General features: G+C 42.1%; 17 protein-coding genes. All 17 read left to right on the forward strand.

Annotated features, from left to right (window positions below):
• The first annotated feature begins 1 nt into the window (after window position 1).
• Complete coding sequence (locus tag AC13EX_RS18730) at window positions 2-1,018, forward strand: type II glyceraldehyde-3-phosphate dehydrogenase (RefSeq protein ID WP_482893871.1); 1,017 nt, start codon at window positions 2-4, stop codon at window positions 1,016-1,018.
• Window positions 1,018-2,382: a dicarboxylate/amino acid:cation symporter gene (locus tag AC13EX_RS18735; RefSeq protein WP_482893872.1), complete on the forward strand. Its 1,365-nt coding sequence runs from the start codon at window positions 1,018-1,020 to the stop codon at window positions 2,380-2,382. The genes AC13EX_RS18730 and AC13EX_RS18735 overlap by 1 nt, the downstream gene beginning before the upstream one ends.
• Window positions 2,379-2,936: a hypothetical protein gene (locus AC13EX_RS18740; protein WP_482893873.1), complete on the forward strand. Its 558-nt coding sequence runs from the start codon at window positions 2,379-2,381 to the stop codon at window positions 2,934-2,936. The genes AC13EX_RS18735 and AC13EX_RS18740 overlap by 4 nt, the downstream gene beginning before the upstream one ends.
• 110 nt (window positions 2,937-3,046) lie before the next feature.
• Complete coding sequence (locus AC13EX_RS18745; protein ID WP_155175903.1) at window positions 3,047-3,901, forward strand: restriction endonuclease; 855 nt, start codon at window positions 3,047-3,049, stop codon at window positions 3,899-3,901.
• Window positions 3,902-3,920: 19 nt separating this feature from the next.
• Window positions 3,921-5,291, forward strand: a complete 1,371-nt coding sequence (locus tag AC13EX_RS18750) for an MBL fold metallo-hydrolase RNA specificity domain-containing protein (protein ID WP_482893874.1) — start codon at window positions 3,921-3,923, stop codon at window positions 5,289-5,291.
• Window positions 5,291-6,811 carry a thymidine phosphorylase family protein gene (locus tag AC13EX_RS18755; protein ID WP_482893972.1) on the forward strand — a complete coding sequence of 507 codons (1,521 nt, stop codon included), beginning with the start codon at window positions 5,291-5,293 and terminating at the stop codon, window positions 6,809-6,811. Before AC13EX_RS18750 ends, AC13EX_RS18755 begins: the two co-directional genes overlap by 1 nt.
• Window positions 6,729-7,712: a ribose-phosphate pyrophosphokinase gene (locus AC13EX_RS18760; RefSeq protein ID WP_482893875.1), complete on the forward strand. Its 984-nt coding sequence runs from the start codon at window positions 6,729-6,731 to the stop codon at window positions 7,710-7,712. The genes AC13EX_RS18755 and AC13EX_RS18760 overlap by 83 nt, the downstream gene beginning before the upstream one ends.
• Window positions 7,705-8,388: a hypothetical protein gene (locus AC13EX_RS18765; RefSeq protein WP_482893876.1), complete on the forward strand. Its 684-nt coding sequence runs from the start codon at window positions 7,705-7,707 to the stop codon at window positions 8,386-8,388. The genes AC13EX_RS18760 and AC13EX_RS18765 overlap by 8 nt, the downstream gene beginning before the upstream one ends.
• A 3-nt stretch (window positions 8,389-8,391) precedes the next feature.
• Window positions 8,392-9,123, forward strand: coding sequence for a PPK2 family polyphosphate kinase (locus AC13EX_RS18770; protein ID WP_482893877.1), 732 nt, complete (start codon window positions 8,392-8,394; stop codon window positions 9,121-9,123).
• Window positions 9,124-9,135: 12 nt separating this feature from the next.
• Window positions 9,136-11,232 carry a copper-translocating P-type ATPase gene (locus tag AC13EX_RS18775; protein WP_339674912.1) on the forward strand — a complete coding sequence of 699 codons (2,097 nt, stop codon included), beginning with the start codon at window positions 9,136-9,138 and terminating at the stop codon, window positions 11,230-11,232.
• Window positions 11,232-12,467, forward strand: coding sequence for an MFS transporter (locus tag AC13EX_RS18780; protein WP_073094035.1), 1,236 nt, complete (start codon window positions 11,232-11,234; stop codon window positions 12,465-12,467). Before AC13EX_RS18775 ends, AC13EX_RS18780 begins: the two co-directional genes overlap by 1 nt.
• A 24-nt stretch (window positions 12,468-12,491) precedes the next feature.
• Window positions 12,492-13,544 carry a class I fructose-bisphosphate aldolase gene (locus AC13EX_RS18785; protein ID WP_178371460.1) on the forward strand — a complete coding sequence of 351 codons (1,053 nt, stop codon included), beginning with the start codon at window positions 12,492-12,494 and terminating at the stop codon, window positions 13,542-13,544.
• Window positions 13,545-13,569: 25 nt separating this feature from the next.
• Window positions 13,570-14,019, forward strand: a complete 450-nt coding sequence (locus AC13EX_RS18790) for a hypothetical protein (protein ID WP_143155964.1) — start codon at window positions 13,570-13,572, stop codon at window positions 14,017-14,019.
• The gene (locus tag AC13EX_RS18795) at window positions 14,010-14,783 is read left to right on the forward strand and encodes a DUF6503 family protein (protein WP_073094032.1); all 774 of its coding nucleotides are present in this window, start codon (window positions 14,010-14,012) and stop codon (window positions 14,781-14,783) included. Before AC13EX_RS18790 ends, AC13EX_RS18795 begins: the two co-directional genes overlap by 10 nt.
• A 5-nt stretch (window positions 14,784-14,788) precedes the next feature.
• Window positions 14,789-15,424, forward strand: coding sequence for a DUF2911 domain-containing protein (locus AC13EX_RS18800; RefSeq protein ID WP_073094031.1), 636 nt, complete (start codon window positions 14,789-14,791; stop codon window positions 15,422-15,424).
• A 155-nt stretch (window positions 15,425-15,579) separates the two neighbouring features.
• Window positions 15,580-16,032, forward strand: coding sequence for a hypothetical protein (locus tag AC13EX_RS18805; RefSeq protein WP_143155963.1), 453 nt, complete (start codon window positions 15,580-15,582; stop codon window positions 16,030-16,032).
• A 122-nt stretch (window positions 16,033-16,154) separates the two neighbouring features.
• Entirely contained in the window at window positions 16,155-16,727 is a 573-nt protein-coding gene (locus AC13EX_RS18810) for an AraC family transcriptional regulator (RefSeq protein ID WP_073094029.1), read from the forward strand.
• The last annotated feature ends 105 nt before the right edge of the window (window positions 16,728-16,832 follow it).

Genomic DNA, 16,832 nt, shown 5'->3' on the forward strand with positions numbered 1-16,832 from the left:
TATGAAAAAGAAAATAGCACTTATCGGATATGGTGTAATCGGCAAAAGAGTAGCTGATGCTATTGCACTGCAAGAGGATATGGAATTGGCCGGAGTTTGTGATGTAATCAGTGATTGGCGCATTCAAGCAGCGGTAAGCAAAGGATACACTATTTATGCTGCTACTCCCGAAGCTAAAATCAACATGGAGCAGGTAGATATTTTCCCGGCAGGCAACATGACTGACCTTTTAGATGTAGCAGATTTAGTAGTGGATTGTACTCCCAAGAAGATAGCTGCCCAAAATGTGCAGATGTATAAAGAGCGTGAAATCAAATTTATCCTTCAAGGAGGTGAAAAACACGAAACTACCGGACATTCCTTTAGCGCAGAAAACAATTATGCTTCCGCCCTAAACCGGGACAGTACCCGGGTAGTTTCGTGTAACACCACTTCAATTGTCAGGACACTTTCTGCATTGAAAAGAGCCGGACTCTTAGAGAGTGCACGTGGCACTTTGCTGCGTAGAGCGACCGACCCCTGGGAAAGCCATATCGGTGGCATCATGAATACCCTGGTACCTGAAAAAGACATCCCCAGCCATCAGGGACCTGATGCGCAAAGTGTAGACCCTGAGCTGGATGTAGTTACTATGGCGGTGAAAGTTCCTCAAACCCTGAGCCATCTACATTACTGGAATGTGCGACTTACCCGACAAGCTGATAAAAAGGAGGTGATAGAGGCATTTCAGACGTCTACACGAATCACGTTGATGAGCTATAACGAAGGGTTGGTTTCCAATAATACGATCAAAGAAAGATACCTGGATATGGGACGACCCTGGGGCGATATGTATGAGGTAGCACTGTGGCAAGACATGCTAAAAGTAGAAGGTAATGAGCTCTATTACGCCTATGTAGTGGACAACCAGGCCATCGTAATCCCGGAGACCATTGATGCGATCAGGGCATTGACCGGGATAGAAGAAAGTGCCGAGAGATCAATTAAAAAGACAAATGAAAGTTTGAGGATCATATAATGAGCTTGTTTGATACAGAAATAAAATCTCTCAAATCACTTAATACCTATCTTCAAAAACTGGTAGCAGGCAAGCTCTGGTTAAAGGTACTCATTGCACTTTTCTTAGGAGTGGGTTTTGGCCTTCTTTTAAGCCCACAAAATGGATGGGTGAGCAAAGCCACTGCCGATGTTTTAGGTAACTGGCTGGCCCTGCCCGGCATGCTCTTTCTTAAGCTCGTGCAAATGATCATGATCCCGTTAATCGTGGCCTCTATCATTACTGGTATCGCCAGTAATGACAAAGACAACCTGAAAAAACTGGGAGGTGGTGTTTTACTTTATTTTGTGGCTACCACCATTATCTCCGTGAGTATAGGAACCCTTCTTGCCACCGTTTTTAAACCGGGCAGCTACCTGCATGAACAGGCAGCAGCCGAGCATGAAGCAGTACTGTCGGCAGGCGAAGAAAATGCTGAATTATCGTTTGACATCAATGATATGCCGGGCATTATTACCGATCTGCTGCCTGAAAACCCGCTGGCCTCAATGGTAAGCGGGGAAATGTTGAGCATTGTCATCTTTACCATTATTATTGGAGTGGCAGTATTATCATTGCCAGATAATCTGCTGAAACCTGTGAAGTTATTGCTGAGTGCTGTACAGGAAATTTGTATGACAGTAGTTAAGTGGGCCATGATTTTAGTACCCATAGCAGTTTTTGGTCTCATGGCTCAGCTTACATCCAGTGTAGGTCTAAGCTCCCTTGCCGGACTAGGTTATTACGTGATAGTAGTCTTGGCAGGTTTACTAATTTTAGTAGGCATATACCTGATGATGGTGAGTTTGTTAGGCCGCAGGAACCCGCTAAAATTCTTGGGAAAGATCAGAGACGCTCAACTCCTGGCTTTTTCCACCACCAGTTCTGCTGCAGTAATGCCTCTTTCGTTGCAAACAGCAGAAGAAGAATTAAAAGTGGATCATGCGATCAGTAATTTTATCATCCCTATCGGGGCAACTGTCAATATGGATGGCACAGCTCTTTATCAAACCATAACCACTTTGTTCATTGCCCAGGCGTACGGGCTGGAAATGAGTTTGCTTAATATTATCGTTGTGGTTATAACTATAGTTGCTGCGTCAATAGGTACACCGGCCATTCCGGGAGGAGGAGTTGTAATTCTTGCATCCGTCTTGGGCAGTGCAGGTATTCCGGCAGAAGGTATTATCATCATAATCGGTGTGGAGCGATTATTAGGAATGTTTCGTACTGCGGTTAATGTCACCGGAGATCTGACTGCCTGTGTGGTTTTCAATCAATGGTATGGTACAGTTATGCGTCAAGCAGTTATGGCTCCTAAAACTGTGGAAGTAATTAATGAATGATTCCGAGAGTCATGGAGGAATATGTTAATCACACAAAAGCAATTCGAGGTTACTTTCTTACCGATAGAAAACTCATCAAATTCATCAAAAACCGTCCCGGTAATCAGGATATTGATGTCATCAAAGAGAAGGTTATGGCAGTAGCCGATCATGACAGGGTTGATTATTTCATCATGTGCGGCTTTCATGATCATATTGAAAGGCTAAAAATTGATGAACCTCTGACCAAAGGCGACCTTTCAATTGCCATTGGTATTGCTCAAAATGGGCATAGCGGTATTGATAATGAAATCATAGCATTTGCATCCAGGTATTGTGCAGTTCATGCCCCGATGTTTTTTCCATTATGGAATAAACATTCATTGAAAGTAATTCAAAGTTATCACCACAAGACTTTATTGCCATCCGATTATTTAGAATACGGTGAGTTGGTGCGTGAGATAAAATCAAAGTTTAGCATGGCTCCTTTAAACTTCTTTGATATCAGTAAATTCTTTTGGATTTATCAGGACTACCTCATCGATTATTACTGCGAAAAGAGCTTTGACTCATAACCTCAGAAACGTTTTTGGGTATCATAATTTCATACATCGAAAGTGAGATATCGTAAATACTATGAGGGGTAATATTCTAACTTTAACATTGGATTGTTAAAGTAGTATAAATGTCAGAAAAGACCGTTCTCATTACAAAAGCTTCAGGAGAAAGAGCCGCTTTCTCAGCAGAAAAATTAAGGCAATCGCTGGAACGAGCCGGAGCAGATTTGGCTGTAACAGATCGGATTGTGAGCGAAATTGAGAAGCAGCTATTTGATGGAATGTCTACAAAAAAAATATACAGTCAGGCCTTTTCCATGCTCAGGAAGTACTCAAAACCTGTCGCAGGAAGGTACAAAACCAAGCAGGCTATTTTAGAGCTGGGACCATCAGGATACCCCTTTGAAAAGTTCATTGGTGAAATTCTCAAACACCAGGGATACCGCACTAAAGTAGGTGTGATCATTCAGGGCCATTGTGTGACTCACGAAATAGATGTGGAGGCCGAAAAGGATAATAAGCACTTTATGGTAGAGTGCAAATTCCATAATCGGCAAGGTTATAAGTGCGATGTAAAAATTCCACTCTATATAAAATCCCGGTTTGAAGATGTAAAAAAGCAATGGCAGAAACGTAAAGATCATGCTACTAAGTTTCATCAGGGTTGGGTGGTGACCAATACCCGGTTCACCGAAGATGCCATTCAATATGGTAAATGTTCCGGTTTGATTCTCATAGGCTGGGATTATCCCCAACAAGGAAGTTTAAGTGAACGGATTAATTTGTCCGGTTTACATCCTATCACCTGCCTCACTACGCTTACCAAATCCGAAAAGCAACAGTTGATTGATAAGATGGTAGTACTCTGCAAGGAGCTTTGTGACAAGCCAAAGATGCTTAATGAAATAGGAATATCTGATAAACGGATCAGAGGGATACTTAAAGAAGGAAACGAAATTTGTTCAAGCAGGGCGGTCTATTAAAAATGATTTGTATTTAAAGATGAAAGAAAAAATAACCATAAAATTTTTAGGTGCGGCTGGTACCGTTACAGGATCCAAATATTTGCTTGAAACCGGAAGTAAAAAGCTGATGGTGGATTGCGGTGTTTTTCAGGGATTAAAAGAACTGAGACTGCTCAATTGGGAGCCACCCGAGTATGTCCCGGCATCTATTGACGCGGTGGTACTTACCCATGGGCACCTTGATCACACAGGCTACCTGGCCCGCTTGGTGAAATTAGGCTTCAAAGGCAAAATATATGGAAGTGCGCCCACCCTCAAGATCGCTGAAATTATACTAAAAGACAGTGCTAAAATTCAGGAAGAGGAGGCTGCCAGAGCCAATAAAGAAGGATATAGCAAACACCATCCGGCAGAGGCTTTTTATGACCTTAAAGACGTTGAAAAAACAATCCCACTTTTTAACCCTGTTTCAGAAGGAAAGTGGCATGTGATAGAAGAAGACTTTAAGGTTAGGTGGCAATACAATGGGCACATTATCGGGTCAACTTTTATTGAAATAGAGGTCAACGAGAAATGTTTTGTGTTTTCTGGCGATATCGGACGCAAAAAAGATTTACTGCTATATGCGCCTAAAAAGCCTGAAAAGGCAGATATACTGCTGATTGAGTCCACCTATGGAGGCAGGGTGCATCCGGAAGAAGAAACCATTGTTCCAGAACTGGAACGTATCATCAATGAAACTATTGAACGGGGAGGCAGCCTGTTCATACCGAGCTTTGCGGTAGAGCGCACGCAATTGATGATGCTGATGATATGGCGGTTATTGAAAGAGAAGAAGATACCAAAAATACCCATGATCATGGACAGTCCGATGGGTGCCAATGTACTTCATCTCTTCCATGCCTCGCGGGATTGGCATAAGCTTAAACCTGAAGAATGTGATGAAATGTGTTCTCATTTTCAGGTAGTTAGCAACTATCGGGAAACCCTGGCGCTGAGGGAAGACAATAAATCCAAGATCGTCATTGCTGGAAGTGGAATGATGACGGGCGGACGAATACTGAACTATATGGAAACAAGATCAGGCAATAGTAATGACACCTTACTTTTTGTAGGCTATCAGGCAGAAGGAACCAGAGGAAGAAAACTGCTGGAAGGAGCGAAAGAAATTAAAGTCTATGGCAAATGGCTACCATTCAAAATGCACATGGAACACATTGAAGGACTGAGTGCGCATGGTGACCAAAACGATTTGATTGACTGGCTCTCTGAAATTAAAAAACAACCCGAAAAGGTATTCATTATTCATGGGGAAGCAGCGCATGCAGAAGCTTTATCAAAAGCCCTGGAAGACAATAAAGGATGGCAAACACATATCCCTCAACTTAATCAAACGGTAGAATTGTGATGGAAGCAAAGGATACCCGCCATAACGTGTTAAAATTAGTAAGACTAGGCATTGATGCACGCAATGAATACATGGTATTTATGCGCAAGGATTGTCCGGTATGTGTGTCCGAAGGATTTGAGGCTTTAAATCGTATAAAAGTTTCAAAAGGAAATAAAACCATCGTGGCCTCACTCATCGTTTGGGACAATGAAGAACATCTGACTCATGACCAACTAAGCTTATCAGAAGCAGCCATTGATTCATTGGGAGCAAATGCTGGGGATGAACTCACCTTGAGTCATTTGGATGCCTTGGATTCCATGAGTGACGTCCGTAAGAAAATTTATGGACACCGCTTGAACCAGGCAGCGTTTGACAGGATCATTGGCGATATCGTCAATCGGAATTTATCCAATATTCAACTTTCAGCTTTTCTGGCTTCCAGCACAGGGAATGCATTAAATCAGGAAGAAGTGATTGCCCTGACCCGTTCCATGATTAATGTGGGTTTTAAACTGGATTGGGGTAAAGATAAGGTTTATGATAAACACTGCATAGGTGGCTTGCCCGGTAACCGAACTACCCCACTGGTAGTGTCTATTGTTGCCGCAGCGGGGCTGACCATTCCTAAAACTTCTTCCCGTGCCATTACTTCTCCTGCCGGTACTGCTGACACCATGGAGGTAGTCACCAACGTAAATCTCACCACCGGGCAAATGAAAAATGTCGTGGAACAGGAAGGCGGTTGCCTTGCCTGGGGCGGATCAGTACAGCTAAGTCCGGCTGATGATATACTCATCCGTGTAGAAAAAGCTTTGGATATTGATAGCGAAGGGCAGATGATCGCTTCCGTGCTTTCTAAAAAGGCGGCAGCAGGTTCTACCGATGTGGTGATTGATATTCCTGTTGGAGCTACGGCTAAGGTGCGGTCGCAGGAGGCTGCTGAGCATCTGTCAGAAAAGATGGTTGCGGTAGGCAAAGCCATCGGGCTGAATATTGATATCGTGCTCACCGATGGGTCACAACCTGTGGGGAGGGGTATAGGGCCTGCCTTGGAAGCTAAGGATGTTTTATCCGTCTTGAGAAATGAAAACAATGCACCTGATGACCTGCGTGAAAGAGCAGTAATACTGGCAGGCAGGTTACTTGAAATGGGAGGAAAAGCAGCCGAAGGGTCAGGCACTCTTGAAGCTTTGAGAGTTTTGAAAAGTGGAGACGGCTACAAAAAATTCACTGCTATCTGCGAGGCACAAGGTTTTTTCAGGGAACCTGAGGTAGCGCCCCATAAGCATAGGATTAGATCCGCAGCAAGTGGAGTAGTTTCAGAAATTGATAACCGTAGACTGGCCAAAGTGGCTAAGCTGGCCGGTGCTCCCGGTGCTATGACAGCAGGCATTTTGCTGCTTACACCATTGTGTACTCATGTGGAAGAGAACGATACCCTGTTTGAAATCCATGCTGAGTCACAAGGAGAGCTTGAATACGCCCTTTCTTACCTGGATACACAAAAACAAATTATTAAAATCAAAGCGACTTAAAAATATGGAAATGATAGTTTTTGCCTTATCGGGCAACGAAGATCTTACTAAAAAAATAGCCAGGCACCTCAAGGCTGAAAAGGGAGAGGCAACCATCCGGCAGTTTCCCGATGGAGAAAGTTATGTGCAGATTCACTCTGAGGTAAAAGACAAATGTGTGGTAATGGTATGTACGCTGCATGAGCCGGATACCAAATTGCTGCCCCTGTACTTTTTAAGTAAGACAGCCAAAGAACTTGGTGCTGCCTGTACGTGCCTGGTAGCGCCTTATCTGGCATACATGCGTCAGGATAAACAGTTTAATCCAGGAGAAGGCATCACGTCTACGTATTTTGCTGAATTGATATCAGGTTTTGCAGAAACATTGACCACCGTTGACCCACACCTTCACCGTAGAAGTTCGTTAAGTGAGATTTACACCGTACCTAATAAACTGATCCATGCGGCATCACACATTTCAAAATGGGTGAGCGATAATATTGAAAAGCCGGTATTCATCGGCCCGGATAGCGAAAGTGAGCAGTGGGTTTCTGAGGTGGCAAAAGAAGCCAATGCGCCCTTTACAGTATTGGAAAAAGTACGACATGGTGACCGGGATGTAGAAGTATCCATACCGGATGTGGCAAAATATAAAGACCACACCCCGGTGCTGGTTGACGATATTATTTCCACTGCAAGGACTATGATTGAGACGGTGGACCACTTAAAAAAGGCCAACATGAGACCTCCTGTGTGTGTGGGAGTTCATGCTGTGTTTGCAGAGTCGGCCTATAAAGACCTGAAAAATTCAGGCGTACAGCAGATCGTAACGTGCAACACCATCCCTCATGAAAGCAATGCTATTGATCTTTCTGAAACTTTGGCAATGGAGATTAAAGCGTTAATGAAGCACCATGCGTAATATCCTCTTCCTCATATTGATATTTCTGCAATTTACTCCCGGCATGTCCTATGGTCAGGAAAAGGAGATGTTGATTGAGCAGATTGCTGGAAAAAAAATAGTTCGTAAAAATTTTGACAAAAATGGAAACCCACAAGGCATGCAAATTTTTCTGACCGGAGAGTTAAAGCGGGAAAGGGAAACCTATACTGTAGAAGTGTTGGTGGAGTTGTATGATGAAAAAAACCAATTGGATGAAAAATATACCACCACTTATAAGTGTAACCCCAGAGAATTTGATGTGCTGCTAAATGTATTTCCTTTTACCGATCCGGGAGATGAAAAGATAAAAGTAGATGTTACCTCAGAAGATTTTAAGCAGTTATATGATTTACAAAGTAGCAGTAAGTTGAAAGATATCCATTTGAAGATGAGTGTTGAATCGGGCGTACTCAGTTTTTTTGGTTCTAAAAGCCTGGTTACCATAAAAAACAGGCAGAGCAAAAAAGAAAATGGAAGGATAAATATTAGTAGTGATGCTGTAGTTGAAGCCTATGTGATGGGCCTAAAGATAAAGACTATCAACTACACGGTTGAAGAATACCTGACTGAGAGTTTAGTATTGCAACGTCAGAAATTCACGGAGGATGACGGTGCATATTTTACTATGACCTATGAGCAAAAAACTAAAGAGTAGAAAATGGTAGACTTAAATCATATAACCACCCTGCCGCCAGCAGAAGCTGATAAAACGGAAACAAAGAAAGAACTTAAAAAACTGCGTAAGGAGCTTTTTAAGCTACAGAATAAGTTCTATGCCGATGGCAGATACAGTATGCTTATCGTCTTGCAGGGCCTTGACACCTCAGGCAAGGACGGGACCATCCGTCACGCTTTCATCGGTATGAACCCACAAGGTGTGCAGGTTACTTCTTTTAAAAAGCCTTCGGCTGACGAGCTTAAACATGATTTTTTGTGGCGCATTTATCCTCATTTTCCTGAGAAAGGAAAGATCAGGGTCTTTAATCGATCCTACTATGAAGATGTTTTGGTGCCTTCCGTCAATAAAAGTCTATCAGGCGATGTATTGGATCACCGCATCAATTTGATCAATGAATTGGAACATCACCTGCTAGCCAATAATACTTTGATCTTGAAATACTACTTACATATATCTGCTGATGAGCAGGTAGAGCGTATTGAAGAGCGTAAAACGAAACCACACAAACGCTGGAAGTATACGAAAGAAGATGAACTGGTACCCAACCAATGGGATGATTTCCGGGATGCTTACGATACCCTACTTAATGCATGTGATCACTTGCCTTGGCACATCATCCCTGCAGATAAGCGTTGGTTTCGCAACTATACTGCTGCTAAAATATTAGCCGAACAGCTTGAAAAACTTAATTTGGATTACCCAAACAAATAAAAAATAGACATTATGGAAAATCATAAAGAGCATAATCACACCCACCATAGGCACGAAGAAAGTAAAAAGCATGAAGATCATTCGGGGCATGAAGGTCATCAACATGGTGGACAAAGCAGTCATTCAGGTCATAGCCCTGGACATGGTGAAATGGGACATGATCACCATAAAATGATGATTGAGGATTTTAAAAAGCGCTTTTGGATCGCCCTGATTCTCACCATCCCAATTCTTGTATTCTCTCCAATGATACAGAGATTCTTGGGCTATGAATGGTTATTGCCCGGAAATGCTTACATCCTTTTTGGCCTTTCAACCATCGTTTATTTTTACGGAGGATGGCCTTTCTTGAAAGGACTAAAGAATGAGCTGAAAGAAGGTGCCCCAGGCATGATGACTTTAATATCCATGGCCATTAGTGTGGCCTATTTTTATAGCTCTGCGACTGTATTTGGCCTTGTAGGTGAGGATTTCTTCTGGGAGTTGGCTACCCTAATTGACATCATGCTTTTAGGCCATTGGCTGGAAATGAAGTCAGTTCTTGGAGCTTCAAAAGCTTTGCAACTTTTGGTAAGTATGATGCCTTCGGAAGCACATAGAGTAAAAGGGGATAGTGTGGAAGATGTAAAATTGGAAGACTTACAGAAAGATGATATTATCCTCATCAAGCCTGGTGAAAAAGTCCCTGCTGATGGAATTATTGTAGAAGGGGAAAGCTATCTGAACGAATCCATGCTTACGGGTGAATCCAAACCTGTAAAAAAGGGAATGGAAAATAAAGTGATTGGCGGGTCACTCAATGGAAACGGTTCTCTAAAAGTAAAAGTAGAGCATACGGGCAAAGACAGCTACCTCAATAAGGTGATTACGCTGGTTCAAGAAGCACAAAAATCCAAATCCAAGATGCAGAATCTCTCTGACCGTGCGGCTAAGTGGCTTACTTATATCGCATTGGCGATAGGCTTTGGTACACTGGCCATCTGGTTATTTTTAGGATTTCCTTTTGTGTATGCCCTAGAGAGAATGGTTACCGTAATGGTGATTGCCTGCCCACATGCTTTAGGACTGGCAATTCCATTAGTGGTAGCTATATCTACCGCTGTGTCTGCGCAGAACGGTTTATTAATTCGAAACCGAACTGCTTTTGAAGAATCGCGTAAAATCTCAGTCTTACTCTTTGATAAAACAGGAACATTGACCAAAGGGGACTTTGGAGTTACCCGGATTGAATCCGTAGATAAGAACTATGACTCAAACGAAGTGTTAAGACTTGCGAGTGCCTTAGAGCAAAGTTCCGAGCATCCGATTGCTGTAGGAATTATTAAAAAGGTTAAGGAAGAAAATGTCACAATACCTAAGCTTGAAAATTTCAATGCGATTACGGGCAAAGGAGTTGAGGCCAATGTGGATGGCAAAAAAGTCAAGGTGGTAAGTCCTGGGTATTTAAGAGATGAAAAAATTTCTATTCCTGAAGATGCTTATAGTGATGCCGCTGAAACAGTTGTTTTTGTTTTAATTGAGGGAAAATTGGCAGGGTACATTGCCCTTGCGGATGAAATTAGACCTGAATCAGCAGAGGCTATTAAAGTATTTAAAAAGAACAACATTAAAGTGTTGATGGCAACCGGAGACAATGAAAAGACCGCCAAAGCAGTAAGTGATAAACTGGGATTAGACGGTTACTATTCAGAAGTGCTACCCCATCAGAAAGTAGAGATTGTAAAGGAGTTACAAGCCAAGGGAGAGTTTGTCGCAATGACAGGTGACGGAGTAAATGATGCACCGGCACTTGCGCAAGCCAACGTTGGAATCGCGGTGGGTTCAGGTACCGATGTGGCGGCCGAAACGGCCGACATTATTTTGGTCAATAGCAACCCGCAGGATATTGCTAACCTGATCCTTTTTGGTAAGGCTACTTATAGCAAGATGATCCAAAACCTGATATGGGCTACCGGCTACAATGTCATTGCCATTCCTCTTGCGGCAGGGGTGCTTTACACATCCGGCTTTGTATTAGGGCCTGCTGTAGGTGCGGTATTTATGAGTTTGAGTACCATCATCGTAGCTATCAATGCACAGCTGCTCAAAAAGAAAATAGGTAACAAGTAATGGGTAATAGAGAAATTCTTGGCAGGATAATAATTGTCCTGTTGAGTATTTTTGTGGTTATGAGCGGGTATGGCGTACTGCTGCCCGTTTTACCCTACTATACGGAAAGACTTGCTTTAAAGTCCGGTGTAGTGGCGGATGAGGATATCAACTATCACATTGGTATCCTTACCAGCATATACCCATTTTTTCAACTATTATTTGCGGTAGTTTGGGGTAAGTTATCCGACCGTTTCGGTCGTAAACTACTCATCATTATGGGGCTGACAGGTTTTGTTGTTATGCAGGCATTAACCGGCCTGGCTACTTCTTTAACCATGCTGTACATGGCCCGTATCCTTGGAGGGATCTTCTCATCTTCGGTTATCCCCGTTGGTAATGCTTACCTCAGTGACATTACCAACAGCATGCAGCGAAGGAAAGTCTTGGCATGGTCCGGGGTGGCTGTAAGTACGGGAGTGATAGCCGGGCCGATGATCGGTGGTTATCTCGCTCAAACCAACCTGCATTTTAATACCAGCTTCGGGCATTTACTGCTAGATAAATTCAGCGTTCCTTTCCTTGCGGTGGCATTATTAGGGGTATTGATTTTGTTTCTAACCATCGGATGGTTGAAAAATCCCGAAAGACGTAACCTTGATATTCTACAAGAAGTACAGCAATCAAGATTGAGCATCAGATTAGATTTTATATTACTGTTACTGATGTCGTTGGTTATTCAATTAGCGGTCACCTTATTTGAAACGGTCTTTTCCGTATACGCTAAGGATGTCCTTACTTTTACTACTTCACAGATAGGCCTGGGCTTTATGCTTTGTGGTTTGATCATGGCGGCACTACAGCCCCTCTTTGCCAGTCTTGATGAGAAAAAATTGTCTATAAACACACAACTATTTATCGGCTTTGCAATAGCCTCATTGGCCATGTTCGCTTTTTCTTTCTGGATACACAACTTGTTTGTCTACGCTATGATCATCGTTTTTGCGGTAGGAGGAGCCATGGTTACGCCAAATCTTATCGCTATGATTTCTTTCATTGATAAAAATCATACCGGAGCTGATCTTTCGCTACAAACATCTGTTAATAGCATCGGTCAGGTACTGGGGCCTATTTTGGGTATTTGGTTGTACACCTTTGGCAAATCCTGGCCATACCCGATCATCGGAACAGTATTACTACTTGTAACCGTTCTGGTCGTCCCGAGGTTAAAATCTACAAGTACAAAACGTCAATAATTGTCAACTGTAAATAGAATGGATATGAAAAAGATAAATGAATATTTAGGAGATCAGGCTGAATACCTGTTAGAGTACAGCTGCAAAACCTTTGACAAAACAAGGCTTACCATACCCGGACCGGATTATCTGGATCAGGTTTTTCTGAATACAAACAGAAATCCGCAGGTGCTTAATTCACTATCAAGATTGTATAATAGTGGTAACCTGGCAGGCACGGGCTACTTGTCAATTCTTCCGGTAGATCAGGGTATTGAACATTCCGCTGGGAGTGCTTTTGGCCCCAATCCGGACTACTTTGACCCGGAGAATATTGTACAGCTTGGTTTGGAAGCAGGTTGTAACGGTGTAGCCTCTACCTTTGGTGTATTAGGGCTTAACGCCCGAAAGTATGCGCATAAAATTCCTTATATCGTAAAAATCAACCATAATGAGCTTCTAACCTATCCCAACAAGCATGACCAGATTTTATTTGGAACGGTAAAGGATGCCTGGAATATGGGGGCTTGCGCCATTGGGGCTACCGTATACTTTGGGTCGGCAGAGTCAAACCGGCAGATCCGTGAAATTTCAGAAGCCTTTGCTTATGCCCATGAATTAGGGATGGCCACTATCTTGTGGTGTTATACCCGAAATGAAGCCTTCAAAACCAAGGACAAGGATTACCATACAGCCGCTGACCTCACAGGCCAGGCCAACCATCTGGGAGTGACCATTCAGGCAGATATTATCAAACAAAAGCTGCCTGAAACAAATGGCGGTTTCAAGGCTATGGATTTTGGTAAGACTTCTAAAGAAATGTATGAGAAATATACTTCGGATCATCCAATTGATCTGTGCCGATACCAGGTAGCCAACTGCTACATGGGCAAGATAGGCCTGATCAACTCGGGAGGGGCATCATCTGGTGATTCGGACTATGCTGAAGCTGTAAAAACGGCTATTATCAATAAACGAGCAGGAGGCATGGGATTGATTTCGGGAAGGAAAGCATTCCAAAGACCTAGAAACGAAGGCGTTGAACTGCTTAATCTGATCCAGCAGGTTTACCTTGATAAAGAAATTACTATTGCTTAACTATTTATAACTAACCCAATAATCTATGATGAAAAAATTATTTACCACCGCTATTTTGGCTTTATCAATACTAATGATTTATTGCAATGATTCGGTCAAACCCAAAAATACAGCCAACGAAGTGCTGGACTTATTTGTCAGTTCAGTAAATGATAAAAATCTGGATTCGTTGAACGCGGTTTTTTCTTCCAAAGCTAAGATATACGAACAGGGATCGGTTGATGATTCCTGGGAGCACTACAGAGACGGTCATTTGGGAAAAGAAATTGAGGAGATGCAGGAGATGACATTCTCTGTTGAAGTTGCTGAATCTCTGGTCAACAAAGAGATGGCATTATTGCAAGGCAATTATTTGATTAAGGGCGAGATGCAAGGCCAGCAAATTAATTCTGCCGGATTGGTAACCCTTTCCATGCAGGTAGAGGAAGATATGCGGAAGATCGTTCACCTGCAATTTTCAAGAGGATGCAAATAAAGTACAACAGCTATTTAGGCATTCTTCTGGGCCTACTCTTTGTCGGCTGTAATCCATCAGCTAGCACAACAACTGACCCTAAGGCACAGGCAGTAGTAGACTCTGCCATTGCCAGAAGCAATCTTCATTTATTAGCTAATGCGGAAGCAGCCTTTGATTTTAGGGACAGATCCTATAGTTATAAAATGAATGAAAATCAGTTTGAATGCACCCGTCTCCATATCGACAGCACCGGAACAGAAACCCTTGACGTGCTTACCAATAATGGCCTTACACGCTACATCAACGGTAAAGTGCAGGAACTTGTGGCAGCAAGGCAAAATGCCTACGCTAATTCGGTAAATTCCGTCATCTACTTCGCATTTTTACCCTACAGGCTAAATGACGCTTCGGTAATCAAAAATTATCTCGGCAAAGTCAATGTTCTTGACAAAGAATATCATAAAATTCAAGTAACATTTAGACAAGAGGGGGGCGGAGAAGATTTCGAGGATGTATTTATCTATTGGTTCGATAGTGAGGACTACATTCTGGACTATTTTGCTTATGAATACCAAACCAATGGTGGTGGTATTCGCTTCCGGGAAGCAACCAATCCCGGGGATATCAATGGTATCCAAATCCAGGATTACTTCAATTACAAACCCAAAAAAGGTGTTGAATTCAAGCTTTCAGAAATAGATGAGTACTATCAGCAAGATAAGCTTGAGAAGCTCTCAGATATTGATTTGAAAAATGTAAACGTTAAACTAAATAACAATTAAAACCTATGAAAAAACTAATCTACACTCTTACAATAGCCGCGTTCATTTTTTCCGGATGCACAAGTCAAACTTCTGATTCCCAAAAAGAGGGCCATGATGATGCCCATGAACACCCAGCCTCAAAAGCTTCTGATGAACATGAGGGGCATGATATGGCTAAAGAAGGAGCAAGTGAAAGTGAAGGGAAGCCTAAAAGCCCTCATACCAGTGCCATGGCCATGATAAATGACGCTCATGTGCATATCGATTACTCCTCTCCACGTGTTAGAGGCCGGGTTATTTTTGGTGGACTGGTGGCCTACGATGAAGTATGGGTTTCAGGGGCACATAAGGCCACCTGGCTGGACACAAACAAAGAGCTGCTCATCAATGGGCAGGAACTCCCAAAAGGGAAATATGCCTTTTTTACCATTCCCGGAAAGGCAGAATGGACGATCATACTTAACAAAAACTGGGACCAGCACGGTGCGGACGAGTACTCAGCTGATAAGGATGTGATGAGATTTTCCGTATCACCGGAAGAGCTGCCCGAAGTAAAAGAAGAGCTGACTTATACCGTAGCAAAAGATGATGATGGAGGACAAATTTCACTGGAATGGGAAAAGGTGCGCATTAGCTTCGACTTTAAGGTAAACGAATAAACACCCTGAAATGAACTTCAAAATCACATACACGCTTATCCTGATATCGCTCATTATGGAGGTACAGGGTCATGGGATATTTTCTGTAGGTTTATTTTTGTGAGATATTTAAGCATCAGGGTCAGCCTTATATGCAGGTTGATCCTGATTTTTTTATGAATGAACCCCATAATCCTACACGTAAAAGTCTGATAATTTGGATTTCCCTGATAGCCTTTGTGCTAAATTTTATCTGGGAAAACCTTCATGCAGGCCTATATGAAGAGTATAATTACTTTATGAAAAGCATCTATTTTCTAGGATGCACCATCGGGGATGTGGTACTTAAATTTATCATATATGGCCTTGTGGCTGTGGTACTTAAAGATAGGTGTTGGATTCGTAATTTCAATTTCAAAACAATTGTTACTGTACTTCTAATAGCTGGTATGTTTGCATTCGTAGCGGAATGGGTAGCTATTGAACTTAATTTCTGGAGTTACAATGAAAAGATGCCTATTGTACCAGTTTTGGAGGTAGGGCTTTCTCCTTTTTTGGCGATTGTGGTAAATCCAATACTGAGTTTTATTATCACACACAAAATTATTTCTACCAGAGATACCCGATAAACAAAATTCAGAGTGGCTGCATTTAAATGTAGTCTCATAATTTCATACATCAAACACCGGATTTTATAAATCATATCGCTTAAAATAGTGTTTATTTATTCAAGTGCCATTACAATATTGAGATGATAGAGAGCAGAAAATTACACGTGAAAAATATGGTTTGCCCGCGCTGTATAACAGCGGTTAAGCAACTCATGGAAGAATTGGAGATACCCTTTCAAAATGTGGAATTGGGTGAGATTGAACTCAAAGAAGGATTAGGGGATGAGGAAAAAAGCAGGTTAAATGAAGGGCTGGAAACAGTAGGTTTTTCGCTTATAGATGATCGCAAAAGCAGACTGATAGAGCAGATGAAAAATTTGATTGTTCAAAAGATTCATCATTCACAGGAAGTTTTAGATGTGAAATGGGCTGATTTTATCGCTGACCAACTCAACTATGACTATAAATATCTCGGTATGCTTTTTTCTTCTGTAGAAAGTATCACCCTGGAGCAATATATTATTCGCCAAAAAATTGAACGCATTAAGGAATTGCTGATCTATGATGAACTTACACTGAGCCAAATCGCCTTTCAGTTAGGATACAGCAGTTCGGCACATTTAAGTAGTCAATTTAAAAAAGTCACTGGTATGACACCTTCTCAGTTTAAAAGTACTATTGATAGAAAAAGAAACACATTGGATAACATATAATTATTCAATATTCAAATCCCGTGTGCTCGGCATACTGACAATTTTGTAAAACCTTCAGCAAATCCTATAGTACTTATTCCTTTTGCACTTCCGAAATTTGTATTG

The organism is Cyclobacterium sp. L-R, from assembly GCF_056859355.1.